Genomic DNA, 26,991 nt, shown 5'->3' on the forward strand with positions numbered 1-26,991 from the left:
CTGACTGATTAAAATCTTGATGCGATCATCGGGGGTGTAAAACTGAGCATCAACCCAGCCATAGTTCTCAGCTTTAAACTTTGTTTTAAAGAACGCCAGAAGTAAGAACGGGCTAATTTCATCTGTTTACTACGCATGAAACCAATGCCTAAGGTTGTGCTGACATGGGCCCATTGCTGCTGAAAATAGGGTTTAAGCTCCTGTAGGCGTTCATCGGCCATAAACTGCTCGTAGCAAAACATATCAGCTTGAGCCTTACGGATTTTTGCCTGAGCATCGCGCTTACCACTGAGCATGGTTTCTGTTTGTTCATGGACACGATAACGCGTTAGTTTTTCAGGATAAAAATAAGCTCCTAAGCCAGAACGACAAAATAGGTAGTTTAAATATATATCCCATGAACCCCCTACTTCAGCCGGAATGGCATCCCAGGCGATCGCATCTCGACGCATCACGGCTGCTGTAGCTGTTGAGACTGATCTATCTACTAAGCCCATCCGATAAAAGGGTTGATAAATCCCTTCTGGCAAATCAACTCGTTTATATGACCGAGAATATTCTTCTGTGAGCGCATCATCTATATTGCCGTTGGCATCTATGATGTAGTGGTCACAAAAGGCTAAGGCTAAATTGGGGTTAGCTTCTAAGGGCGGAACGAGCTTTTCGAGAAAGTCCTCTTCCCACATATCATCGTCCAGCAAACAGGCAATATATTTTCCCCGCGCCATTTGAAAGGCTTTCATGGTATTGGCAAACATTCCCATATTTGATGAATTGCGGAAAAAGCGAATGCGCGAATCATCAAAGGAATCAACAATTGCCTGGGGATTTTGTGGACTACAATTGTCGCAAACAATAATTTCAATATGGGAATAAGTCTGTCTGACGGCACTTGTCAGCGCTGCTTGTAAATAGTTTGGGCGGTTATAGGTAGGTGTAATAACGCTAACTAATGGAGTGGAGGAGTTAGTATCTATAGCCATAATGTTAATAGGGGATTAGAGACTGGGATTTTTACTCAGTACTCAGCACGGGCTGAACGCCCCGCCATCGCTAACAGCGCCTTCAAAGGAGGAGAGATAACGGCTAAACATACTTACGGCTAAATTGTCGGGCTTTCCGTATGAACATCGGAACGAAGCAAAAATTTTCCGCTTTTAAATAAAAATCGAGCTAGGTAATAGGCTCGCTCTTTCCCAGAGTAAAAAGGCCATCCCAGTATTAAACGTGAGATACCCCACACCTCCCGGAGATCCCATTGAGATTGTTGATAATATTTTGTGCGTCGATATTGGAGATTGCGGGATAAGTCAACTTTTGCACCATAACCAATACGTACTAAATAGTCGTTGATATATTGGTTCGTCATCTCAATCCCGGCTTGGGACTTGGCTTGTTGTTCGCTGGTGGCGATGGCTGCATTCATGTGATTGTTTGCACCATGTATGCGATAGTACGCCAAATTTTCGTGTAATGTCTTAATTTTACCGAGGAAGGCTGTGCAGTAAATAATGCAACCATCAGCCCAAATACGCCATTTCACAGGATCAATAGGAAATACTTTTTCCAAGGCTTCACGACGATAAGCCAGTCCAGATGTGGGCGGAAAACACCAAGCATTCCCTGTCTTCAAGATGACTGAGGCTAAATCTTCACTCAGTTTCGGCCCTTGAGTCGAAGCTTGATCAATCGTCTGGTCATTGCCATCTATGATATCCAAATGGTGCATAACACCAACTACATCCGATGTCTGAAACACCTCAACAATACGCTGTAATTTATGAGGTTTCCACACATCATCTGCATCCAGAAAAGCTACGACTTCGCCAGTCGCCGCCGCAAACCCCGCATTGAAAGCGCCTCCCTGTCCTTGATTTGCTTGAAAAATGGGCTTGATTTTATCCGGCGCTTGTTCTTGCAGTTGGGTAATAACATCACGGCTGTTATCTGTAGAACCATCATCTACGATAACGATTTCAATGTCTGAGTATGTTTGAGTGAGAACAGAGTTGATTGCTCTAGAAAGATAACGAGCATAGTTGTAATTAGAGACGATAACAGAAATCTTCATAGGGAATAGGGAATCACTATTGACTATTGACTATTGACTATTGACCATTGACTATTGACTATGCCCCGATTCATGTTGCATTTGATGATATTTCCAAAGCTTTCCGCGTTGTTCTAGAAGTTCTTGATAATTTCCCTGCTCAACAATTCGCCCTTGTTCCATGACAACAACCTTGTCTGCTTTGGCGATTGTGGAGAGTCTGTGAGCGATCGCAATTACTGTTCTCCCGACGGAAAGTTTTTCTATAGACTCCTGAATTAACCGTTCGGAGACTGAATCTAGGGCGCTGGTAGCTTCGTCGAGGATGAGGATTTCGGGATCTCTCAGTAATGCACGAGCGATCGCAATCCGTTGTCTTTGTCCTCCAGATAAACGAACACCGCGATCGCCTAACTTAGTATCAAACCCTTCGGGCATTTCTTCGATAAATTGCAACGCATTTGCTAGCCGCGCTACTTCTCGAATTTCGGCTTCACTCGCCCCAGATGTACCGTAGGCGATATTGTCTCTAATAGAGGTGTTGAAAATGAATGTATCTTGACTAACTACAGCCATTTTGCGGCGGAGGGAATTGATTTCAAAGTACTGCACATCCAGTCCATCTACTAAAATCTGTCCCTCTGTCGGATCGTAAAATCGGGGAATTAAATCAGCTAATGTAGTTTTACCAGCACCCGATGCACCTACCAGGGCTGTCGTTTTACCACGCTCAATTGTTAAAGTGATATTATTCAACACTAAATTATCGGCTGTATAACCAAAGTCTACAGATACTAAATCAATGGAACGCTTCAAACCTTGGAAATGAAGTTTGCCATTTTTCAAGTAAGGCTTATTATTTGTCTGCAAAATATTTTTAATGTTTTCTGATGACCCTTGTAAAGTACTCAGAAAAGCAACTGTACCGTTAATATCTTGAATATTGGGAATCACTCTGACTAAAACAAAGAAGAATGTCAATAATGAGGCAACTGGTAATGTAAATGTTGTGAAGGAAATCACAATCAAACTAATCAAAACTGTAGTAGCGATGCCTTCAGCTATAGGTTTTACTAGTGTCCAGGCTAAGACAACTTTGATGGCTGCATTCAGTTGATTAGTACTGGCTTTATAGAAACGCTGACGTTCAAATTCTTGTGTCCCAAAAGCCTGAATTGTCCGAATTCCATTGATAAACTCTACTGCTGTAGCTGTAAATTGAGCATTAGCATGGGAAATACCAAAACTAGTTTCTCTGACTCGCTTATTCAGCGTGGATAATCCCACTGCTAACAGTAAAAATATCAGTACAGAAATAATCGAAAGTTGCCATGATATAGAAAACATCACAACAAAGTAAACGCAAACAGTCATGATTCGGGTTAACACAAAAGCCAACCCACTAAAACCCTGTTTGATTCTTTCAATTTCTGTAGTAATCGTATTAATGAGTTCACCCGAACGAGTTTGAGCAAAGTAACTCAACCTCAGAGCTTGTAATTGCTCAAAAATTTGCTTATGTAAGCGATCTGCTAAATTAAGTTGGGCTGATTCAGTGTATACTCCGCCAAAATAATTGAAAGTAGCACGCATCCAGGTACTCAACAAAATTAGTAGAGATATCCTGTATATGGGGGGAATCGGCCAAGCATTAGCAGCCAAAATCATGTCAACCCAGCTAATTCCTGTTTGAATTGGATCATTAGGACTAGTCAATTTTTGTAAAAATGACAGTAGAAAACCAATACTAACACCTTCAAAACTGGCAGCTAAAAATGAGAATATGACGGCTAATATAGCTATTTTGCGAAAATGTTTTATTTCTCGCAATATTAAATTGTTCTCTTTCCAGAAGCTATTTGCTTTAAATAATTTATGTGGTGATTTTGGCATTTTTAAATGCGTTGTATATTTTCTAAGACAATTTTTTTGAACCGTGACAACCTAATTTTTAACTAAAGTGTAGTAATTCATCTATAGGATTTTTACTTGCTTGCTGAAATAAGTATAGGGTGGGTATTGCTCACAATTTTATAGTTGTGCAGGGCATTATTCACCCTATAGATACTTATATTCTTCAATCATCAAATAGAAATCTTGTGTTTACAACACTGAGTAAAAATAATGGAATTTAGCATGGTCAATGATGTAATCAGATGGTGCATTCCCTGGGAAATGGATTGAATAAAATCCTCATTAATTTAGGATATTCGGATTTTTTTTACTCTTTCAGGATAAACCTAATTCTAGTTTTTATATGACTAGTATTTGATTTCTGAAATATAAGTAGTAGGGTGGGCATTGCCCACCATAACCATGATAGGCACCCTACAGATACTGTATTTAATTTTAAATTTTGTAGGCTTGCGTTCCTGTAGGGTATGTTGTACTCTTACGGAGAACACGCAGGGTATTTTGAATTGATTCATCTGCCTGTTCTTGCCCTGCAAAACTGAGTCCTACAGCATCCTCTAAAGTACAACAAGCAGATCCCGTTAAACTCATTTCTCCCCGCAATACATTCCATAACTGTGGTAGATGAGATAAACCAGATTTCTTTAACCAAACTTGCAAGATTTGAGGATGATTTTGAGTAGGAGTTAACTTGATGACTCGAAAGATTTTACCCCGTTCTCCTACACGCCACTCATAGGTAAACAAAGATTTTTGTGAATCAATCTGCATCAATATAACTAATGCCAAAAGCATTGGACTTACTAACAGCGTCAATCCAAAAGCCATTAGCCAGTCTATTAATCTCCACAACCATCTAATAGATTGACTAATTAATGTGGGTGCGGATGGCTTGCGGTGAGCAGGTTTACTGAGAAAAATAGGTTTATGTGCTTTTTTACAAGCTTCAACCCAGAACTTTACCCAAGTTTCACCTAATTTACCATCTATACTCACCAAGTTGACTGGAGAGCGTTTTAAGCAATCAACTAATAATTGCTCATCGTTCAGAGAAGGTAAACATAACTGTTTGACTTTGTTAGCAGGTTTCACTAACAATTGGCCCCGTCTCCACTGAAGCGTGTAATGTGAGGAACCGTGATTTTGATTGTGTGGAGTTACTATATCGTAGCTCTCAACATTTGGAACTATTACGCTTGTCATAATGTCTTTGGATTCATCTAAATTAAATTGCTGAAAAATATCCAAGGCTGTCAATGCCAAAGACTGTGATGGAAATATTATTCTGCTCAAATAATCTGTAAATTATTACTTGCAGAATCAAGTTTTTTAGATGGTAGAAGTTGCGAGTAAATATATTACTGAATACGATTTTTTAAATCAGTATCCAGGGCTGCCATATTGTGTAGATAATTAGCCGTAAACATATTGGTAAATCTGCTTGGGAAATATAGATTTTTCTCTAAAAATGAAGGATGTTGAAAATTTCTAGAGGCAATTAACCTAACCTTTGTAATATCCGCCTTAAGCCTCAAAACTCCTTTGAACCAGCACTTTACATTTACGTTTAATGACAGCTACTTGTTTACTTGCACAATGATTTTCAGACCATCAGTTAATTTCTACTTTGAAACCATTGGAATTAGATTTCCATCTCTAGGATATAAGACTCTGTAGAAATGACTATATACTCAAGCTAATTCTTTATTTACTCTTTAAATAGTCATAGCTTTAATTAGATATTTATAAAGTCGAGATGAAATACTCAAATGTTGTGGATTTTTTATTGATTAAATTATCACATTTAAAAAGCTTAATTATGACAATCTTAATTGGCAATTTATGTTAAAAAACGATTTAATAAATCAAAATTGAGAATTATTTGCTGAATAAAAAGATGTGTGCGATCGCCTCTTATGGGATGCGATCGCACACAAAAAATATTAGGGTTCGGGATCACACCCTCCCCCCACTCATTACTTTTCCACCGCTTGTTGCAAAGCAAAACGGTATTCCCTCGCATAAGGTACATAGGTGCTATCAGAGTTAGAAACCCCATTAGCCACAACACCAATCAGGTTTAACTTGCTCAACATGGCTGTAGCTTGAGCGATTTGATTGCGAGTCACTTTTCCCAGACTAGCTACCATCACCACACTTCTACAAGATGATGCTGTCAACAAAGCATCTACTAGACCTATAACTGGCGGTGCATCAATAATCACCAAATCGTAGTTCTCCTCAAATGCTGCCATTAATTGTTTCATCCGTGGGGAACTCAAGAGATTTGCTGAGTCACTAGGCGAGGGGCCAGCCGTCAAAATATCGATGTAGGCTGAACCTACGTTATGAATACCAATCTGTTCGGGTAAAGTAATTTCGCTGGCTAACAAAGTTGATAGCCCTTGTTCATTGGGAAGATTCAGATGTTCATGGAGGCTGGGATCGCGTAAGTTTGCATCAATCAGCAGTACCCGTTTGTGTAACCGGGCTGCACTCATAGCTAAACCCAAGGCCAAACCAGATTTACCTCTATCCAGTAGAGGTGAGGTAATCATCAAGGACTTTAAGCTGGATACCGAGTTTAACAGCTCGATATTTTTGTAAATCAGATCCAACGATTCCCAACGGATGGAAGACTGTAACACCTCCACAGTCCAAGGCCCCAACACTTCAGGCTTACCAAAAGGCAACTTGATGACTGATTCTCTGCTCTTAGCTGGTGGCAATTTCGGGGTGCTTCCTAATAAAGGTAAAGCTACTTGTTTTTCTAACTCAGCTGTGGTGTGAACAGAATCATCAGCAGCTTCTCGAATAAAGGCAGCAATACCTCCCAGCATTAACCCAACAACTGCACCCAACATCAAATTCTGTTGGAGATTTGGGCCTAATTTCATCCCTAACTGGGGTTCTTCCACCACTTCCCAGTTAAATCCACCTTTGGCCAATTCTTGCCGTAGTTGTTGTTCTGCACGTAATAACTGCTCTAGTCGCTCACGGCTGAATTGCAACTGTGGTTGTATACGGTTGTAATAAGCCAACAGGGGCGGAAAACGTTTAATTTCTAGGCGTAGTTGATTTTCTTTTTGTGCCAGAGTTTGATCACGGGCAGTTAATGAAACTATGGTTGTCTGGGTTTCTACTAATTGACTAGCCAAAGTCAGATCAATTTCACCAAACTGTCCCTGTTCTAAAAGCGGTTCTCCTCCACGGAAGACATTAGCAGATTTAACACCTAGAGTTCTACCTACTTCCTGTTGCAATAATTCTTTTTGGCTTTGCAACTGTTCCTTCAGCTTCTGGACACTGGGGGTTTCATCGGTGAAGCGTAAACGCTCTTGAGCTAATAACAGTTCTGTTTTTTGAATTTCGTTGAGTAAGCCTTGGTAGCGGACGGACTGACTCAAACGAGAAGTAACTAAAGCATTTTTGGGAGAACGATTTAATTGCTCCTCTAAAGATTTTTGTTTTGCTAAAGCCTCTTCGTATGTAGAACGAGTAGTACGACGTTCTTGCTCAATCGTATTCAAAGCAACTTCTAGAGCTTTTGCTTGCTCTTCTGGATTAATTAAATTTTGGTTTCTGCGGAATCTTTGTAAGTTAGCTTCAGCCGCATTCACTTCTTCACTGGCTTTGCTCAACTGTTCTCTAATAACTTGCAAACCTTTTTTGAGTCGGTTATCTTGCTGCTGTTTGTTATATTCCACATAGACTTGCCTGATAGCACTGAGAACTTTTTGAGTCTGTTCAGGGTCGCCAGAAGTGTAATCTACTTGAAAAATTTTAGTAGCGACATTATCTTCTTTTGTCCTAACTTGATTTAAGACCAAGGCATTTTTAATATCAGCTACAGTAATATTTGGATATTCTGATTTCAATTTGTCAACTGCTTTGTGAATTAGTCCAGAACTTTGCATCAAGTTCAGTTGTGTAGCAGTATCTATTTGTATATCCGGTTCGAGAAACTGGGTCTCTGGAGTACCACCCTCTCTTTTACCTTGATAGTTAGGTTCTACTAACAGTTGCATTGTGCTTTTGTAAGTAGGCTTGGTTCTTGCAGTTATTAGGGCTGCTAGGGCAATTGTTGTTAAAAATGCCGTTAAGAACCAAGGAGACCTACGCAGAAAAACTGAAAAGATTTTACCGTAACTGGGTTCTGAATCAGCGCTGTTTATATTTGTACTTAGATTAGTTTGAACCACTTTGATGATCCTTGTATTCGAGACGCTAATAAAATAAATGAATGTTGATTAATCAGTAATCAGTGCTGAGTAATGAATGATATTTTCCACTCAGCACTTTTTAGCTGACTACTGATTTAATTGAGGTTACAAGTTTGGGTAATAACTCGCTCAACTTTACTAAAGAAAACTGGCTCAGAAAAATTATTCACGGCATGATTACGAATATTTTCATAATTCCAAGTGATTTCTCCGGACTCTAATAATGCTTTTTGTAAAGATTCTGGTGTTTGGCGCTTGAAAAATACGCCAGTCTGACCGTTTATTTGAGTATCTAAGACTCCACCTGCGCCAAAAGCAATCACTGGTGTACCGCTAGCATTAGCCTCTACAGGTACTAAACCATAGTCTTCTAAAGCCGCTACGATGATAGATTTAGCTTTGGAAAATAACTCTTTGCGTTGGTTGTCACTGACATGACCTAAAAATTTAATATTATCCAAAGCTTTAGCTTGTAATCTTTCTCTTTCTGGCCCGTCCCCAGAAATGATTAAAGGCCATCCTAGCCAATTAAAAGCCTCGACTATAATATCTAGACGTTTATAACTAATCATGCGTGCTGATGCCAAATAATATTCGTCTTTTGTATCAGAGAAAACAAAGTTACTAGTATCAATTGGATAGTTAATCATTATTGCCTGTTTGCCATAAATCTGCTCAATACGACGGGCAACAGTGCTGGAGTTGGCAATATAAATATCAGGTTCCTGAGCATATTTCAGGTCTACATCTCGCATTAACTGAAATACTTTTTCAATTAAAACTGACAAATATCTATAATCGCTATACTCTCTTAAATAAGTTTCTGTATCCCATAGAAAACGGGTGACATTATGACAAAAGCAAATATGTTTAGCACCTGGTTTTTTCCGGACTGCTTTGGCGAAGCTGGTGCTACTGCTAATAATTAAGTCATAATCTTGTAAATCTAATGCCCGAAAGGCAGGAAAATATAAAGGAGCCATCAATCTAAAGTATTTGGCTGCACCAGGGATTTTTTGCAAGAATGTTGTGTTAACTATCCGCTCACCCATATCAATAGTTTTTTGCGGGTCATACAATGATGTAAAAATATCAGCTTCAGGATAGCGTTTACAAAGTAATTCAAATACCCGTTCTGCCCCACCGCGCTGGGTCAAATAATCATGGACTAGAGCAACTTTCATATCAGTCTAAATTTGTGAGGATTTGCCTTAAAATATTTCAGCAGATATTAGCTATTATTTTGGTATTTTGGATGATATTTTTTAACTATTTTTTGATACATTTATCGAACTTTATAGAGTTAAAGATTATGCGATCACTAGTAAATAATAGTATTTACAAACAAACTCAAAATTGATTCTATCTTTTGAATTATTTTGCTGTTTAATTAGGAAAATAATTGTTTTCAGATAGCTTCAGCCCCCCTGTTGATGAAAAGGGGGGCGTTTTTGAGATGGGTAATTGGTAATAGACTATCCAGTAGGGTGCGTCAGTGCGATAGAACCTAACTATACTCAGAAATTTTCATACTGACGCACCCTACCAAACAATTAATTGCGGCTAATTCATTTTTTGGTGTTCCCTTAACCAACAGTTACCAGAACTTTTTCTGGGGCAAAATATTTGTCTTGCTCGGCTCGTAGTTGGTCACAAAGTCTGCCTTCTGGTAGTTCTACATCATCGTAAGTGAGGACTTGATCTTTAGGAATATCACGTTTGAGACGACATCCTTCTGCTAGACCCATTGGTAAGAGGTTTTGCTGTTGGACAATATCGGAGTTTTCACACTGTCCATAGGTCATGTAGTAGCCAATGCCATCTAGAGTTTCTCCGGCTTTCAGGTCTATTTTGGCAGTGGTGATAACATCTACTGAGGGGCCTGCTATAGGAGCCATAACAGCATCGTTAAAGAGGACTGCACGAGCTACAGATAGAGGAACTTCAAAATGACAGAGGTGGTAGGGGGTGTAGAAGCTATAGAGGGGGCCTTCACCTAACTTGTAGAGGTTGAGGTAGTGGCGTTGTTTGGGGTCGTCGTGGGTAGCAAACACATATACGCCAGGGCCGGGTTTTGCACCAACTACATAATCAACAATACCGCCTAGTTGTTTGAGTTGTTCCACATCGTACATATTGGTCATTTCATCAACATGACCGGTGAAGTCATATCCCAACATCCCCCGCTTGGCTACTTTCATCCCTGTAGCGTTAGCCACGATCGCCTGTTCAAAGGAAATTTTGCTACCATCAGCAAAGCTTGTTACCATGTGGGCTTTTTGTCCCCAACGCTTGGCAAATCCTTCTTGGGTGGTGGGGTTGCGGTAGGGGTCTTGCAAGCCTTTGATATTACCGCAAAGTAAGGGAGTGAGACCAATACTTTGGACAAATCGGTAAAGATTCATCTGTACCCCTGGCTGGTCGCCATCACAAGCACTGAGAATCACCCCAGCTTTGTCTGCATATACTTTCAGGATGGGGCCGATTGTACCGTCAAGTTCCGCATTCATCATAATAACGTGTTTGCGGTGGGCGATCGCTTCCATGACTACATGAGCGCCGAATTCTACTGCACCGGTGACTTCGATAATTGCGTCGATACCGTCGGCTTGGCAGATAATTTTGGCATCTTCAGTAATAGTATACTTACCTTGAGCGATCGCACTTTCTAACTCACCGACAGAATCCACAATTTCAATATCTTCGATACCAGCTTCGCTATAAGCTCGTTTCGCACCATCAATACTGCGGTTGGAGATAGCAACTAATTCCATCCCTGGGACGGAATTAATAATTTGGTTGGCAATACCTCGACCCATAAAACCAGCACCAATCATGCCTACTTTCACGGGATTGCCAGCAGCAGCACGAGCCTTTAAGGCGTTATCAATAATAATCATTTTGCTTAATCCTTTATTTTCTAAAACAAGCAACAGAAGCAGAATATCTTACTCACAACTCAGTATTTTTTAACAAACAGCTTCTACTGGGTCTGGGCTACCGATGGGGATAGTTTCTAACAAAGGCCAACTGGCATCTTTATCAGAAATTACAGTCACATCTAAAGGCCATTCAATGTTAAAGAATGGGTCATTATAACGCAGGCCTTTTTCATATCCTGGGGTATAAAATTCACCTACTTGATAAACCACCTCTGCATCATCAGTGAGGGCTTGATAACCATGAGCAAACATCTCTGGTACATACAAAGCGCGACGATTATCAGCAGTGAGTTCTACACCAATATGTGATAAAAATGTAGGTGATTCGGGACGCATATCAATAATTACGTCATAAATAGCGCCTTTAATACAACGAATTAATTTTGTTTCGGCGGCTGGTCTGAGTTGATAGTGCATCCCCCGCAGTGTACCTTTTTTATAGTTATAAGATAAGTTACATTGAGCAACTACTGGTTTTAAACCATGATTGGCAAATTCATTAGCACAAAAAGTTCTGGCAAAAAAACCACGATGATCTGGTTTTTCTTCTAAATCAATAATAAATGCGTCCTGGAGTGATGTAGCGGTAAAAATCATGGGTTTCTCAACTATGAATTAATGATGGGAGAATAATGACTAATCACTTAGTCTTTACAAAGATGAATACGCTAAACAGGAACTTTAGCTATAATTTGGTTTAGGAAAAGTATCATCCCAGTATTGAGTACAAAGTCCTGGTCTTTTGGCGGGGTTAGCAGTATAGGCATAGAACAGCGTTGAACGTTCTTCTGTGCGGACTGTGCCATGATGTAAAAGTCTTTGGGTATCAGCAATAATTACGGTTCCTGCTGGGCCAGTACATGATTTCCAAGCTGATTTAGGAACAATTTTATTTAATGCCTCATCATTAATACCTGACTTATGAATTTTGGAATAAAGTCGATAAAAATTCAGGCTATCTATAGAAGTAAATGATGCTGGTACGTATTCAAAAGGCCCGTGTTTTTCTTCTACATCACTTAAGTAAATGATGATTTTGACAATGCGGCGATCTTCTGAATCTCTGTGCCATAACATCGTGCTGAATTGATTGGCATTTACAAAATCTTTGCGAATTTGTACACCATGATAAGCGACCGGAAGACCAATATAATTTTCTAGAATATTCAATAGTCTTGATTCACTTCCCCAGTTATAAAAATCTGGTATGTGGGCAACTGTATAAATTTCTGGGGGATTTTGGGATGAATCTTGATAGTTACCTTGCCCCATACTCGGTAATAAAGCATGAGAAGCTTTAAGTAATTGTGCTGTAGATGGAAGTCCTAACTCTTCTAGTGTAGTTACGTAAATTCCCTCACTTTTAAGAGTATCAACAATCTGGCGATCGCGTGATTCTATTGTAGGTAGCTTGGGAGCATATTGCCAGAGTTTGACTCTATAGGAAACTTCTGAGTTTATGGCTTCAATTTTCTCTTTGACTGTAGTTAACATAGGATGCTCACTTTGTTTTGTTATTAGATTTCATTAATTCACGTCTATTGTTATTATTAATGCTACTGCTGATGACTTCTTGAGAAATACCTTCTTTGGTCAAAACAATAGTTTCTAAAACTGATAGGCTGACTAGCCCAAAGTAAGGAATTGCTGTGGTCAATGCCAAAACAGGCCATCTTCTTAAAGCCCCTAACAAAACTCGCCAATTATTATTATTAAAATGATTGATAATTAGGTTTCGGCAAAAACTATCTGAATAGCCTATTTCTTTCAGCTTGATATTTACCTCTGGGGAATATGTATATTGCATTTTTAGCAACATTTTTGGTTTAACCATCCAATGGCTAGCACCAAAAGCATTTTCCAGATATACATCTTTGCTGATTCTGACATTTCCATGAAAAGCACAGAACCCAGTTAAATATACTTGGTAATCCAAGTTATTCACTCCATCAGCCCAGGTTTTTAATGCACGCTGTGCCAAATCTGTTCTGTATACTTGGGCTGACATTAGTTGTACGCCAGAGCGATTTTCTTGGATACAACGTTCAAAAACTGCTCTCCCATCAGCCTCAACAACTTCGTCTTCAATCTGATAACAGCGTTCGTACAATAACTCACCCGTTACTTCATGGCGACAAGAAAAATTTAAAATCAGTAAACCTAAATTAACTGATGACTTTAATGTGTTGATGAGGTAAGAAATCGTTGTGTCCTCGATTTTATCATCATCACTGATTGTCCAAACATATTGGCTGGTTGCAGCATTAAGACAATAAGCAATATTTCGCATCACCCCCAGATTTTGACTATTTCTGTGGGAATGAAAATTTGTTTCTGGCAAAGCCGTCTGCCATTTTTTCACAATTTCTGGGGTATTATCTTCTGAACAGTTATCAGAAATAATGATTTCACATTCAGATTCAAAACCTTTGATGGCTTTAGCTAACCATGCTAATTGTTGATCCAGTAACTTAGCTCGATTATATGTGGGGAGAGCAATTGTGAGTAATTTATTCATGATCAAGAATAAAAATCTGATATTTTCAGGTGGTCAGATCCCCGACTTCTTTAAGAAGTCGGGGATCTATTCAGATATTACTTAACATTCCAAAAGAAATCTTGATCAATTTGTTCAGTCCGAATGAGATACTCTAATTGCTTTAAGCGTGTAAAACCTCTAAACAAGAAGGTGTCTTCTGTCATATCTATTTGGCTGAATAAATCAAATAGCTGTCTAGCACCTTTTTGAGCATCCCAATCACACTTAAACCCTGGTAAAACAGAGTTGATTTTCTCAAAAGATACGCGGTAACTGCGGTTATCTGCACCATTATCACCGAAGGATAATTTACAGCCAGGGAAAGTATCGGCGATGATTTGAGCGATTTCTTTCACGCGGTAGTTGTTTGTAGTATCGCCAACATTAAAGACTTGATTGTGAACAATATCACGAGGTGCTTCTAACGCACAAACTATGGCTTTGCAGATATCTAGTGCATGGACTAATGGCCGCCAAGGAGTACCATCACTAATCATTTTGATTTCTTTGGTAGTCCAAGCCAAACCTGCTAAGTTGTTCAACACGATATCAAAGCGCATTCTGGGAGAAGCACCAAAAGCAGTGGCGTTACGCATGAAAGTAGGAGAGAAGTCATCATCAGCTAAAAGTGTGACATCTCGTTCTACCAGGGTTTTGCATTCTGCATAGGCTGTTTGGGGGTTAACTGGAGAGGTTTCTGTAACATCACCCTCAGTAGCTACACCATACACACTACAAGAAGACATATAGACGAAGCGCCGTACGCCCATTGTTTTAGCTAGGTTAGCCAAACGGACTGAACCTATATGATTGATGTCGTAGGTAATATTTGGTGATAGTTGTCCGGTGGGGTCGTTGGACAGTTCCGCCATGTGAACGATCGCTTCTACACCTTCCAAGTCTTCGGGGGTGATGTGGCGGATATCTTTATTGAGGGTTTTGGCTGTTATTTGAGTACCGTTGTATAGCCAGCCTACTTTGTAGTAACCAGTATCTACGCCAATTACTTCATGTCCTTTACCAATTAACAAAGAAGGCAATAAACAACCTAAATATCCTTCGGTTCCGGTTACTAAAATTTTCATTTGTGTCAAATTCTCTATATTTGTTAATGGGGAGTGAGGAGGGCTGAGTAATAAACCCTGCCCCTTGCTTAACTATCTATGCAATCACTACATTCTCAAGGTGTGATTGCTGGGGGATTTGTGCAGCGATCGCTTTGCCAATTTCTAAGGAAGAAGTCGCGGCTGGTGAAGGCGCATTGCAAACATGGATGGAGTTTTCACCAGGAACAATGTAGAAGTCGTCTACAAGTTTGCCGTCATCCATTAAGGCTTGGGCGCGTACCCCTGCATGGGTGGGGACTAAATCCTCGGCTTGGACTTCGGGAATCAGGTTTTGCAAACTTCTGGTGAAAGCGGCTTTGCTGAAGGAACGAATGATTTCTTGGATACCTTCGTCGGCGTGTTTCGCTGCAAGTTTCCAAAAACCAGGGTAGGTCATGACTTCCGCAAAGTCTCTCAGGTCAAAGTCGGTTTTTTTGTACCCTTCGCGCTTCAGACTTAACACTGCATTCGGCCCCGCGTGGACACTTCCGTCAATCATCCTGGTGAAATGGACACCCAGGAAAGGAAATTCGGGGTTAGGAACCGGGTAAATGAGTGTTTTGACCAAATACCGTTTTTCGGGGGTGAGTTCGTAATATTCTCCCCGGAAAGGGACAATTTTTGCGCTTGGTTGGACTCCACCTAACTTAGCGATGCGATCGCTGTGCAATCCGGCACAATTGATCACAAATCTGGTTTCAAAATTACCTTTATTAGTTTCTAGTACGTGATTTTTACCACTGGGGGAAATTTTCAAAACTTTGGTATTAAGCCTTAAATCTCCGCCTTGTTGTTGAATCAATTCGACGTATTTTAAGCAAACTTGTTTATAATTTACAATGCCTGTTGAAAATACCCGAATCCCCGCTACACATTTAACGTGAGGTTCAATTTCCTTGACTTCTTCGGCGCTAATTTTCTGAACTTCTGTACCATTTTCCAAGCCGCGTTGGTAAAGGTTTTCTAGGCGTGGTAATTCTTGCTCGTTTGTCGCTACAATTACCTTGCCACAAACCTCATGGTCAATGCCATACTCTTGGCAAAACTTTACCATTGAGTCTCTACCATCACGGCAAAATTTAGCTTTGAAACTACCTGGCTTGTAATAAATTCCAGAGTGAATTACACCACTATTATTACCAGTTTGGTGAAATGCCCACTGGCTTTCTTTTTCTAATACTAAAATTCTTGCTTGGGGATAACGCTTACCTAAAGCCATCCCTGTAGATAGTCCAACTATGCCCCCACCAACAATGATAAAATCGTACATTGTTATTACTGCAAAAATTACACTAAATCAGTCAACAATACCTTACAACGGAAGTCAAAATTAGAAGGGACAAAATGCCAAAATGTTTTTTTGAATTCCGTGTACTGTTAGCTACCAAACTTTCCAAGGAGCTTGGTTATTTTTCCATAACTCTTCTAGATAGTTTTTATCGCGCAATGTATCCATTGGCTGCCAAAAACCATTGTGTTTAAAAGCAGATAATTCTTCCATATCTGCTAATTTTTCTAGTGGTTCTTTCTCCCAAACGGTAGCATCATCAGCAATTAAATCTATAACTTCTGGTTCTAAGATAAAATAACCGCCGTTAATCCAGGCACCATCACCTTCAGGCTTTTCCCGGAAACTGGTTATTTTAGTTTGTTCATATCCCAGGGAAATCGCCCCGAAACGTCCTGCTGGTTGGACTGCTGTCAGAGTTGCCAAACTCTTTTGTTCTTGATGAAACTTAATTAATTCGGTGATATTAATATCACATACACCGTCACCATAGGTAAAACAAAAAGTGTCATTACCTAGATGTTCGCGGACACGTTTTAAGCGTCCACCAGTCATAGTATTATCACCTGTGTTTACCAATGTGACGCGCCAAGGTTCAGCGTAACCAGAATGAATATTCATTTGGTTAAAACGCATATCAAAAGTTACATCAGACATATGTAAGAAGTAGTTAGCAAAATACTCCTTAATCACGTAACCTTTGTAACCACAACAAATAATAAAATCATTAATTCCGTGGGCAGAATAAGTTTTCATGATGTGCCAAAGAATTGGCTTACCACCAATTTCTACCATCGGCTTAGGCTTGATACTGGTTTCTTCACTGAGGCGTGTACCAAGCCCTCCAGCCAAAATCACCGCTTTCATACAATTACCTTGGGGATTTGCAGTTAGATTAATTTTTGAATATCAGGATGAAGAGGATGCACATGGATGGGAGAAAATTTCGTTGCTCTTTTCTTTTTCTCCGTACATAATCTAACTGTTATTCTGGGCTTTTGTATAAAGAATGAGTAAATATAAATCTTTTAGATATGAAAGCTTAGTAAATGAATTAATTGTTAGTTGTCAGTTGTTAGTGGTCAGTTGTCAGTGGTTAAAAATAAAGGGTACAGGGCTAAATTATGAATGATAGAATGTTGAACATTATCTGTAATTTTGCAATACACGTAGGGTGCGTTATCCTAAGTGATAACACACCCTAGATACACTTGAATTTTTAAGTGTAGGCACAGACTAAGCCAACAAAAATTAACTTGAATTACGATGTAAACGATTGATTATTAACAACTGACAACTAACAAATAATTACTGTTTTGCCGTCAAGTCTGTGCTGGCATATCCCCGCATTGTAGAACTTTGGAATAAAGCATTACATTTGCTTTCCTCAATGATACAGATACTGCTGAGTGCTTGTTGATAACTTTCTGTATCTTCTTGTTCTAAAGAAAGTTTGGCGGCTAGCTGTAAATCTGCAAGGGCTTTGGCATTATTAACATCAGATTTATTACTAGTAATTTGTGCTAATTCGTAGCGCACCATACCGCGTTTGAGATACACTTTGGCTAGTTTGTCGTTAATTTTTAATGCTTGATCAAAATCCGCGATCGCCTGATCATATTCCTTTGTCGAATCACCTGTATATTGGGCAATGAGATAACGGACAGAAGCACGCTGAAAGTAAGCTTCGGTTTTCGCGGGATTAAGTTTCAGGGCTTGGTCAAAATCGGCGATCGCTTCTTGGTAATCTTTGAGAGTATCGCTGCTATATTTAGCCATTTGCATTCGCACAATCCCCCGACGGATATAAGCTTCAGCTTCCTTTCCGTTGATTTTCAGGGCATGATTAAAGTCGGCGATCGCTAATCTATACTGTTGGTCAGGGTCATTGCTATATTCAGCCAGCATCAAGCGGGAGTTACCCCGATTCACAAAAGCTTTGATTTCCTTGGGATTAATTTGTAAAGCCGCAGTGTAATCGGCTAAAGCACCTTCATAGTCTTTCAGGTTGTAACGGGCATTACCTCGGTTCACCAACGCTTTGGCGTTTGTTGGTTCCTGCTTAATGGCATGGGTGAAGTTATCTACTGCCTGTTTATAATCACGCACTTGGTAAGCAGTATGACCCTGTTGATAATACTCTGCAAAACTCAGGGCAGTATTACCACTGGCTTGCTGAGGCATCAGTGCCTGTTGAGCATAATTATTGCGCGATACTAAAGGACTAGTAAATTTTGTCACCACATCCAAGTATCCCAAAACCCCAAAACCCAACAAACAAAAAACTACCGGATAAAACTTTCCTTTCCAGCGATTGCGGTAAGGTGAAAAACTGGGGATGGGTGAGTGCCAGTTGTTTTGGTATATTGGCATCACTGGCTGCGGCAAGTTAGCAGGCTGATTCCCGTGGCCATAGCGTCTCTTGGTGGGGATGCGGGGGCGGAGATGTTCTCTATTTTCAATCGCTTGCACCGAAGGAAACGGGTCACGACCACCCAAGCGTAAAGCACGTTCGCACCAAGGGCAACTGTGCAGGTGATTGCTGTAGTGATGTTGAGAATTAACTGTGCAGGTAGTCAGGGAATCTTCAGCCTCAGCTATCGCCGACAGCCAAGCTTGGGCATTAGGGCGCAGTTGGGGTTCGTTGTGACCATCCTCAAAACAACGAATAAACAGCGCTTGTAAGCTGGGATGGAGAATTTCCCAAGGCGGGGCGATGGGAGTAGGTAGGTAAGGTACTTGCCGTTTTTTACTATAGGTGAAATGTCCCGACGCAATTCTGGCTTCATAAGGTGGTGGTTCAGGAATGCCTTGATAAATACCAGAAAAGGGATGAGTACCTTCCATCAGCAGTTGGAAGATTAGCACCCCTAAACCAAATAAATCATGAGTAGCTTGGCGATCGTGATGAGCAAAGATTTTATTCTGTAGTTCTGGTGGAGTAAACTCTGGTTTCCCTACCGGGCAACGATAAACAATATCATTATCCGGGTCACATACCTGGAAAGAATCCGTATCTACCAAGGTAACCAGGGCTGTGTCACTTACCAAGATATTAGATTCGTTGACATCGCCTACAGAATAGCCGCTATTATGTAGAGCCGCAAAAGCCGCCGCCAAATTCCGCGCTGTCCGCAGTAGGTACTGATAATTAAATAGAGGACAGTGTTGACGGCGAGTCCGGGGGTTGTAAAAGTCGATGATGGGACGCATCCCCCGAATACGGGGCATCAAAAAGCCAATAACGCGATCGCTTTCATCGGCTCCCCATAATAATTCTTGCGGCCAAGCAATGGAAATATGACCCAAACTAGCTGTAGGATTTTCTGGTGGGTTAGCCAGCATCGCCCGGAGTTTGCTGGCGTGGGCAACTGTCGGCTTGTGATAAATCTTTGCCACACAATCACCCGCCGACGGCACAGCATAAATGCACGCTTCACCGCCACGCCCCAAACTCACGCTGAGGCTGATAATCTCTTCCTGAGGAAGATAACGTAGTACCTTCATGATTAAATTACGGTTAAGGGTATAAGAAAGGCAGGGGGCAGGGGGGCAGGGAGCAGGGGAGCAGGGGGGCAGGGGGAGAAGAAAACCATTGACAACTGACAACTGACAACTGACCACTGACACACCTTTACAAATGATTAAAGGAACCTATAATTAGCGTTAAATCATCGTCAGTACGTTGTGTAATCCGCTCAGAGCTTAGAAACTTGACTAACTGCTCTTTTGCTTCTGCTTGATCTTCGGCGTTTTTTACAAAGTCGAATAACGGAAAAAAGAAGGGTTTGTGAGGTTCACTAACAACCATATTTAAAGCCAGCATTTGCAGCCCATCGGTGAGGAGTCCAATGTTGACGATGGTTTCGCGCCATAATCGCATCTGTGCCGTTTCTAACGCACCTGGTGACGTTAAAAAAGTTGTCTCGTTAATGTATTCGCCGTTATCTGGGATGGTTAATGCCAGTAAGTTGCCCAAATGATCCTTCGCTACTGCCATCCCATCACCGATTTGTGCAGCTGCTACCATTTCTGGTGAGGCGATCGCAATAATTAAGGTAGTCGCTAAATCCTGAGGCTGTTTTTGACAAGCTGCTGCTTCATCTTCCACAGCTTTCTTCGCAGCCAGCAAAGCCTCAGTTAAAAGCGATCGCACAGTTTCATCATCAGCCAGGGAATCTCTGGTAATATCTCTCAGCGATAAACTCTCAATCGCTGTTTCTACCGCTACCATCGCTCCAACTTTCCCTTGACTTGCAGAACCCGCCCCATCTGCGGCCGCCGCCACCAAAACATTCCCCGGTAATAATTGCCAGTGGTGAGCATCCTGACACAACTGCTTAGTTTTCATGTGGCTTGTTCCACAGACAGAAGCGGCGACTACCTGCCAATGAGGATTCTGTTTTGATGTTTTCATATAGTTTGTTGTGTCAGCTAGCTGTGTAAGTGTCAAGCCGCAATGGAACTACGCAATGAGGTGTAAGGGTGTAAGGGGTGTAAGGGGTGTAAGGGTGTAAGGGGTGTAAGGGTGTAAGGGTGTAAGGGTGTGAGGATTTTGATTACCCCTATACCCTTGTACCCCTGTACCCTTGTACCCCTATACCCCTGCACCCCTCCCCATACTCTCGATTCTTCGTCTTCATGCGTAACTCCTATTAGATAGATCCCCAGCCAATCGGCGGTAGCGCTACCTGCTCGTCAATTTGCGAATGAGAAACTGCCGACATACTAGCCGATAGCCAAACAAACATTTCAATAAAGTTCAGTCCTTTCAGTTTCAGTGGCGTTCTGACAGCTATTTGATTCAGCCTTGTCATGTTCGCATTTTCCACACCTACGCTGAAAAATGCCACACGTTTATTAACTTCATCACCTTGTAAACGCAACGCTGCTTGTTCTACTAAATGATCTAGTTCACCTTGTGGTTCACCATCAGTAATCATAAACACCCAAGGACGATAGTAAGCAACACCGTTGGCACGATACAAAGATTTGCGCTCTTGTACCATATCCAACGCTTTGTGAATACCAGCACCCATACTGGTTAATCCTTGCGCTGTCAGAATTGGTGGGTTAAATTGATCGGCAGTTACAAAGTCTTGTATTACATTGATATGACTATCAAAAGTAACGATCGCAATTTCTACCCGTCTAGCTGCTATGGAATTTTTCATCAGCTCATCTTTCAAACTGAGCAAGCCCTGATTTAGAGCTTCTATAGCAGCGCCTTGCATCGAGCCAGATGTATCGAGCAACAACACGCAAGGACAGCGCGGTTCTGGGTTCTCAGCAAACTCTACTACTTCATCTAGGGTCAAAGTATCATTCATAACGTTTTGTGTTATGTTATAGTCCAAAGCTCTATTTTCCTTTTTTCAAAGTATATAGTTTCCACAGCCGAAGCCGACAAGACCACAGGTAGATGTTTGGCGGTAGCTGGTTTAATCTTCATTAATAAAGATCCTTCTCACCGAAAGCTCTACAGATTTAAGGAAATCTTAATCAAAATGTAGAGTCAAAAATAAATCATCGGTTTTCGTTCGAGACATTAATCCATCTATCAAAATTTATATAGAGCAACCACAGAATATAATAAATAGTTTGATTTTGCCTACATAAATTTTTAAAGATTTTGTGTGGAATTTTTATTTTTCTATATAGAAAATAAATTACTAATTACATTAATCACCATGAATAAAATACCTAATGTAACCAAGGGAACTTGAATGCAAAAATTGTTAAAAAAATCAGGCTTCAGTACATAGTTTGCAAGTTGACATCATCGTGAGTGCCTGAAGTTTCTAGTTAGTAAAAGATTTGTCTGTCTTCACTCTATAAGAACCTAAAAAAATATCTAAATATCATGAATATCTCATAGTAAAAGTTCCAAATCCGGACATAAATCCTGTATCTTTTGAAAAAGTAATTAACAATATGAACCATCACGGCACATTTACAGCACTAAGTCCTCAGGGTTTGTTAAGACATTTATCTAGTTGTTTTGACACCACTTGTTTACAAGCTTTTAGCAACTCAGTCATTTGGTCAATTTACTTAGAAGATGGAACAATCAGCTATGCAACTCATTCTATAGAACCATTCGATAGATTAGAACGCCATTTGCGCCGCCTCAGTCAACAATTTCCTCAAGTGACAAATGAAATTCGGGTGCAGTTACGCTTGCTGTTTGAAACCGAAGTGCAAAATGCCGGCGATACTGTTCAGCCCCCTGATTACCAAGCTGTTAATTGGCTTGTCGAGCAAGAGTATTTAGATACTGCACAAGCCACCATGCTGATTCAAGAATTAGTTAAGGATGTAATTGAATCATTTCTGTTAATTAAAAATGGCACTTATGAATTAAGTAATTCACAGGTGAAATTACCCGGAATTTGCCGACTTGATGCAGCTAAGGTAATGGAACGTTGTCAAATTAGACTACAAAATTGGCAATCTTACTTACCAAAAATCACATCACCCTATCAACGTCCCTATCTGTTGATTAACGGTAAAAATTCTCCAGAACTCCAGCCAAAATTAACTTACTGGATGAAGGGTTTCAGCCTGCGTCATCTGGCTATAATTATGAATCAAGATGAAATCCAGTTAGCTCAAAATTTATATCCTTACATCCTCACCGGAGAGATTATATTACATGAACCAGATCCACCATTTGACCAATTACCCAAAATTCTAGCAGAATCAACATTAACTCCTAAATACACAACTGCATTACTGAGTAGAAAATTAGTAGATACAGTCGTAGAACTCAGTAGTAATGCTACACCAATCACCCCAATTCTTACAGTAGATAATTTAGCTCCTGTGGTGCGATTACCACAAACCTATACTCCTGCCAAAGCAAGCCATCAGGAACTAACATTATCAAATACCACAAATTCTATTCCGGAAAGAGTAACGCCTGCTACCGGAACTATTCGACAAGTTTATAAAATCGTTTCTGTAGATGATAGCCCGACAATTCTTAAAGAAATTAGCTATTTCTTAGAAAGTGAAAATTTCACGGTCATTGCTATCAATGATCCACTCAAGGCCGCTATGTCCATTATCAGACACAAACCAGACTTGATTTTATTGGATCTGAATATGGCTGGTATTGACGGCTATGAATTGTGTAAGATTATCCGCAATAATTCTATGTTTAAAAATACGCCAATTATATTCGTGACAAGTTATAAGGGATTAGTTGATAAAGTCAGAGCCAGATTAGCTGGTGCATCTGGATATCTCACTAAACCTTTCACCCGTGCAGAATTATTAAAGATCGTGTTTATGCACTTAGCTTAATTAGTTCATATATAGAAGTTAAGTAGATAGAAATTAATTTCTATCTGTTGACAAAAATGAAAGAGTTGACGATTTGTTGGTAAGCTCTGCGATAGACTGCATCATCATTAGTACTATTTTTCGATAATGATACAACTATAATCCGAGCGTCTTTAGGGTTGATAAAGACAACACTTTCGTTTTCATACAAGCCACTGGACTGAAATTTAATCCCAGTTTTACCCGCAATTCTGGCAATTTTGAAATCGCGGCTCATGGTAAATTGATTGCTCTGCTTAACCCATTGCTGCAAAGGTAATTTTTTTGGGTTGTTGTAAACTCTAATGCTGACATTAGCAGGGTATTCGGTACCGCCTTCATAGGCTCCGGCGCGAATTTTCTGAGCGTGCTGTTTAGTCCAAACATCAATAGTAGCGAATGGAGCATCAATACCATTTGAAGGTGTAGAGATATCATTATCTATGACAAAATCTTTGGAGGAATAGGTAAACCGAAACAGAAAGCGATCGCTCCGATACACTCCTTGGCTTTGTGAGACAATTGTCGGTGTAGATACTTCTAATTTCGCCGCTTCTTCCAAGGTTACAGAAGAAGCAAGTCCAGGTTTGTCAGATATTCCTCCTACTATGATCAAACCCATCATGATGGAATTTAATACTGGTTTATACACTACTTTCATTTTTGTGAACTCATGTGTTGAGTTTTGGTTACATTGATAGATTCAATCCCCAAAAGAATATTTCCGCTAAATAAACAACTTGAGTAGAGCGCACACAACTATTGAACCGGCAGGAGAGACCCAGAGGGTAGCAGTTATCTGTGGTGTTTACAGGGTAAGTTCTTACCTATCTTATTGTTTATGCAATTTATTCATAACTTCAATGCTTTTTATACAAAAAGTATTTTAAAGCACGCCCAATCACTGCCATGATGAATTAGTTCATAGTGTTGTTGTTTGTTGTAATAGGCGGATCTTCCTTGAGAATCCGCCTACTTTATCTGGACGTTTCTTCACTATACTGAGGTGTCCTAGTATAGTCGTACAGAAGCGATCGCTAATTACTTTGTCAATAAAACTGTCGATGCAATCTCCTATTTTGGGTAGAGGAATGACGAGTGGTACTGTCTTTAACATTTGAAGCAGTTGAACCACTACTAAAAATTGAGAAGAGATATCCATGATTACTCATCAGGATCTCAAGCAGTTGCAGTCTTTGACTAAGGTTCCAGCACTTTCTATCCTATTGCCGACTCATCGGACATCACCCGATAACAAACAAGATCCCATTCTGGTGAAAAATCTGGTAAGTGAGGCAACAAGGCGGCTTGACAAAGAATTTACTAGCCGCCAGTTAGAACCATTGTTAAAGCAGCTTGAAACTCTGGTGAGCGAGATTGACTACCCCCACACCCTAGATGGGTTGGCACTATACGTCAGCCATGACTTTGCCAAGCTTTATTACCTGCCTTTTCCTGTACCTGCAAGGGTTGTGATTGATCAAACCTTTGCAACACGAGATTTGGTCTATGGAAGGCATCGGGAGCATCGTTATTGGGTTTTGCTGTTGAGTCAGGCATCCACCCGCTTGTTCGCTGGGACAGGAGAAACCCTTGAGGAGGTTAACGATGAAAACTTCCCCATGCAAATGACAGGCCCTGGAGCCACCACCCCGCTTCCCTATGAGACTGATTCTAGCTATCGAGACGATAGGTATCGCAGATTTTTTCAGCAGGTAAACAGTGCATTGACGCTCTATGAGAATGACTCACTACCGTTGATTGTGGGAGGGGTTGAGCGGCAAATATCTTTCTTCCAAGAAGTTTCTCAAAATACTCAAGCAATGTCTACGAGGGGCTACGCCTACGCTGGAACGTTGAGAGGCAATTTTGATAGAGCGACTATTCACGAATTGACTCCTCAGGTGTGGTCAATTATGCAGTCCGTTCAGGAGGCGCAACAAGCTGAGGCACTTCAGGCATTAGACGACGCAATGGGTACTCAAAGCGTCGTTTCTACAATTGGGGAAGTGTGGCGATTAGCACAAGAAGGTCGGGGGAAATTGCTTTTAGTTGAAAAGAACTACCATGTACCAGCGATATTAACTGAAGATGGCAGGTTTGAGTTAGTGGATCAACCGGGCGGGACAGATGTGATGGATGATGCTGTCGATGAAATTATCGAAGTTGTCTTGGCTAAGGGGGGAAAGGTTGCCATTGTGGATGATGAAGTACTATCCATTCATCAGCGAATTGCTTTGATTTTTCGGTATTAATGTCAAATTTCTACAGTTAGACTCAACCTCCCGCGTTTCCTAGCTTGAGGCTGGCTGTTTCAATCTCAGTTACAAGCTAAATACGTTGTGAAAAAACGAGGTGAGTCTTATGACTAGTGATTTTCAATCTGAAGTAGATATCCAAAAATCGACTGGATGGGTAATTGCTCTAAGCCTTGGTCTGATTATTCTAGGTGTTCTAGCGATTCTAATGCCTGGTATAGCGTCGGCATTTTTTACATCCCTCATTGGTTGGATTACCCTGATTAGTGGCGTTGTGATGATTGTTGAGTCGTTTCCATCAAAACCAGTAAGGGGGTTTTGGCTGAATTTGATTGTGGGTATTTTTTACGCTATTGCAGGTATTTACATTCTGTTGAATCTGAAATCCGCGCTACTAGCGTTGACCTTCGCTTTTGGTATTCTATTTGTTGTTGAGGGTATTTTTACCATCATTATGGCGTTTACCCACCGAGCCGGACACAGGATGTCTTGGCTGGTGGCGTTAAACGGAGTCGTTACTCTAATTTTGGGTATCATGGTGCTGAATCGCTGGCCCTTCAGTGCTATCTGGCTGATAGGTCTATACGTCGGTATTAGCCTGCTCATGAGCGGCATCTCTTTGTTAGCCTCTGCCCTGACTGCTCGGCGGACACTTGCTAGTTAGTCGTGGCTTGGGGGAGATTTTCTTCAATTATGAATAAAATCTAGGTCAGATAGTTTGAAGGTAATGTCTTGATTAGATATTGCTTGTGGTTCCAAGTACATATCTTGAAACTCATGAACTTGTTCTGTTAACCACTGATCTAAATTACCGCCATGAATTTCTGTGGTTTGCTTGCCTACTACTTCCAGATAGGCTAAGTCTTTAATCTTACTTAAGCAACTGGACGGCATATTAGTATTAGACCTAGAAACAGCAGCTACTTGAGTGTTTTTGAGATTATCGTGTTGCTGTTGTTGTACTTTGCTGGCTTCGGAGTTTTCTTTGAGTAAGCGGTTATATGTGCGGTAGGGAATGTAGTGCATAGGATTATACCCAGCAAAGCGCAGCATGAGGACACAAGCCCAAGAGTATTTACCAGCCAGAATTGCTTCAACCACTTTGTCAAATTGTTGAGGATTGATAGCTTTGTTGTAGTTGGTTATGCCTGTAGTATTTTGGTTCATGGTTGTTGTTGTTTTGGATGAAAGTATCTCAGCGATTGCGTGAACTAATAAACCTTAGTAGTTATGTTGAATTATGAACTTGGTAATTATTACGAGGGCATTTTGATACTTGTAAATATCTTTGCTGGGTTATTAGATAATAAAGCGACATCATTACTATTAAGTAATGGGATTTTCA

22 protein-coding genes are annotated in these 26,991 nt (G+C 40.5%); 3 read left to right on the forward strand and 19 right to left on the reverse strand.

What is annotated here, in order from left to right; all coding sequences use genetic code 11:
* Positions 1–8: 8 nt before the first annotated feature.
* From H6G14_RS04215 to H6G14_RS04290, 16 genes are all read right to left on the reverse strand, one after another.
* Positions 9–983, reverse strand: coding sequence for a glycosyltransferase family 2 protein (locus H6G14_RS04215; protein ID WP_190565885.1), 975 nt, complete (start codon positions 981–983; stop codon positions 9–11).
* Between the two features lie 119 nt (positions 984–1,102).
* Entirely contained in the window at positions 1,103–2,071 is a 969-nt protein-coding gene (locus H6G14_RS04220) for a glycosyltransferase (protein WP_190565886.1), read from the reverse strand.
* Between the two features lie 51 nt (positions 2,072–2,122).
* Positions 2,123–3,943, reverse strand: a complete 1,821-nt coding sequence (gene hepA / locus H6G14_RS04225) for a heterocyst formation ABC transporter subunit HepA (RefSeq protein WP_190565887.1) — start codon at positions 3,941–3,943, stop codon at positions 2,123–2,125.
* Between the two features lie 456 nt (positions 3,944–4,399).
* Positions 4,400–5,167 (reverse strand): heterocyst development glycosyltransferase HepC, encoded by a 768-nt coding sequence (gene hepC, locus H6G14_RS04230; protein ID WP_190565888.1) that lies wholly within the window; start codon positions 5,165–5,167, stop codon positions 4,400–4,402.
* A 773-nt stretch (positions 5,168–5,940) separates the two neighbouring features.
* Positions 5,941–8,166, reverse strand: a complete 2,226-nt coding sequence (locus tag H6G14_RS04235) for a polysaccharide biosynthesis tyrosine autokinase (protein WP_190565889.1) — start codon at positions 8,164–8,166, stop codon at positions 5,941–5,943.
* A 116-nt stretch (positions 8,167–8,282) separates the two neighbouring features.
* Positions 8,283–9,371, reverse strand: a complete 1,089-nt coding sequence (locus H6G14_RS04240; protein WP_190565890.1) for a glycosyltransferase — start codon at positions 9,369–9,371, stop codon at positions 8,283–8,285.
* A 402-nt stretch (positions 9,372–9,773) separates the two neighbouring features.
* Positions 9,774–11,087 carry an NAD(P)H-dependent oxidoreductase gene (locus tag H6G14_RS04245; RefSeq protein WP_190565891.1) on the reverse strand — a complete coding sequence of 438 codons (1,314 nt, stop codon included), beginning with the start codon at positions 11,085–11,087 and terminating at the stop codon, positions 9,774–9,776.
* A gap of 69 nt (positions 11,088–11,156) precedes the next feature.
* Positions 11,157–11,726 (reverse strand): dTDP-4-dehydrorhamnose 3,5-epimerase, encoded by a 570-nt coding sequence (rfbC, locus tag H6G14_RS04250; protein ID WP_190565892.1) that lies wholly within the window; start codon positions 11,724–11,726, stop codon positions 11,157–11,159.
* A gap of 84 nt (positions 11,727–11,810) precedes the next feature.
* A complete protein-coding gene (locus tag H6G14_RS04255; RefSeq protein WP_190565893.1) occupies positions 11,811–12,623 on the reverse strand; it encodes a phytanoyl-CoA dioxygenase family protein in 813 nt (270 codons plus the stop codon).
* Positions 12,624–12,630: 7 nt separating this feature from the next.
* Positions 12,631–13,647 carry a glycosyltransferase family 2 protein gene (locus H6G14_RS04260; protein WP_190565894.1) on the reverse strand — a complete coding sequence of 339 codons (1,017 nt, stop codon included), beginning with the start codon at positions 13,645–13,647 and terminating at the stop codon, positions 12,631–12,633.
* Positions 13,648–13,724: 77 nt separating this feature from the next.
* Positions 13,725–14,753, reverse strand: a complete 1,029-nt coding sequence (locus H6G14_RS04265; protein WP_190565895.1) for an NAD-dependent epimerase/dehydratase family protein — start codon at positions 14,751–14,753, stop codon at positions 13,725–13,727.
* A gap of 76 nt (positions 14,754–14,829) precedes the next feature.
* The gene (lhgO, locus tag H6G14_RS04270) at positions 14,830–16,044 is read right to left on the reverse strand and encodes an L-2-hydroxyglutarate oxidase (protein WP_190565896.1); all 1,215 of its coding nucleotides are present in this window, start codon (positions 16,042–16,044) and stop codon (positions 14,830–14,832) included.
* 111 nt (positions 16,045–16,155) lie between these two features.
* Positions 16,156–16,929, reverse strand: a complete 774-nt coding sequence (gene rfbF, locus H6G14_RS04275) for a glucose-1-phosphate cytidylyltransferase (RefSeq protein ID WP_190565897.1) — start codon at positions 16,927–16,929, stop codon at positions 16,156–16,158.
* A 441-nt stretch (positions 16,930–17,370) separates the two neighbouring features.
* Positions 17,371–19,569 carry a tetratricopeptide repeat protein gene (locus tag H6G14_RS04280; protein WP_190565898.1) on the reverse strand — a complete coding sequence of 733 codons (2,199 nt, stop codon included), beginning with the start codon at positions 19,567–19,569 and terminating at the stop codon, positions 17,371–17,373.
* A gap of 127 nt (positions 19,570–19,696) precedes the next feature.
* Positions 19,697–20,479, reverse strand: coding sequence for a PP2C family serine/threonine-protein phosphatase (locus H6G14_RS04285; RefSeq protein ID WP_190565899.1), 783 nt, complete (start codon positions 20,477–20,479; stop codon positions 19,697–19,699).
* Between the two features lie 238 nt (positions 20,480–20,717).
* On the reverse strand, positions 20,718–21,392 hold the full coding sequence (locus H6G14_RS04290; RefSeq protein WP_010996973.1) for a vWA domain-containing protein: 675 nt from the start codon (positions 21,390–21,392) through the stop codon (positions 20,718–20,720).
* A 604-nt stretch (positions 21,393–21,996) separates the two neighbouring features.
* Between H6G14_RS04290 and H6G14_RS04295 the strand changes: the two genes are divergently transcribed.
* Positions 21,997–23,370 carry a response regulator gene (locus H6G14_RS04295; RefSeq protein WP_190565900.1) on the forward strand — a complete coding sequence of 458 codons (1,374 nt, stop codon included), beginning with the start codon at positions 21,997–21,999 and terminating at the stop codon, positions 23,368–23,370.
* 40 nt (positions 23,371–23,410) lie between these two features.
* On the opposite strand, the gene H6G14_RS04300 is transcribed toward H6G14_RS04295, so the two are convergent.
* Together H6G14_RS04300 and H6G14_RS04305 are read right to left on the reverse strand one after the other, a co-directional pair.
* Positions 23,411–24,049, reverse strand: coding sequence for a hypothetical protein (locus H6G14_RS04300; protein WP_190565901.1), 639 nt, complete (start codon positions 24,047–24,049; stop codon positions 23,411–23,413).
* A gap of 261 nt (positions 24,050–24,310) precedes the next feature.
* On the reverse strand, positions 24,311–24,550 hold the full coding sequence (locus H6G14_RS04305; protein WP_190565902.1) for a hypothetical protein: 240 nt from the start codon (positions 24,548–24,550) through the stop codon (positions 24,311–24,313).
* Here H6G14_RS04305 and H6G14_RS04310 point away from each other — a divergent pair.
* Positions 24,549–25,643 (forward strand): AOC03_06830 family ribosome hibernation factor, encoded by a 1,095-nt coding sequence (locus H6G14_RS04310; protein WP_190565903.1) that lies wholly within the window; start codon positions 24,549–24,551, stop codon positions 25,641–25,643. The two genes, H6G14_RS04305 and H6G14_RS04310, sit on opposite strands and share 2 nt — an antisense overlap.
* 109 nt (positions 25,644–25,752) lie before the next feature.
* Positions 25,753–26,310, forward strand: a complete 558-nt coding sequence (locus H6G14_RS04315) for an HdeD family acid-resistance protein (RefSeq protein ID WP_190565904.1) — start codon at positions 25,753–25,755, stop codon at positions 26,308–26,310.
* Positions 26,311–26,333: 23 nt separating this feature from the next.
* On the opposite strand, the gene H6G14_RS04320 is transcribed toward H6G14_RS04315, so the two are convergent.
* Positions 26,334–26,813: a HetP family heterocyst commitment protein gene (locus H6G14_RS04320; RefSeq protein ID WP_190565905.1), complete on the reverse strand. Its 480-nt coding sequence runs from the start codon at positions 26,811–26,813 to the stop codon at positions 26,334–26,336.
* Between the last annotated feature and the right edge of the window lie 178 nt (positions 26,814–26,991).

Origin of the sequence: Nostoc parmelioides FACHB-3921 (assembly GCF_014696625.1) — a bacterium.
Classification (GTDB): Bacteria; Cyanobacteriota; Cyanobacteriia; order Cyanobacteriales; family Nostocaceae; genus Trichormus; species Trichormus parmelioides.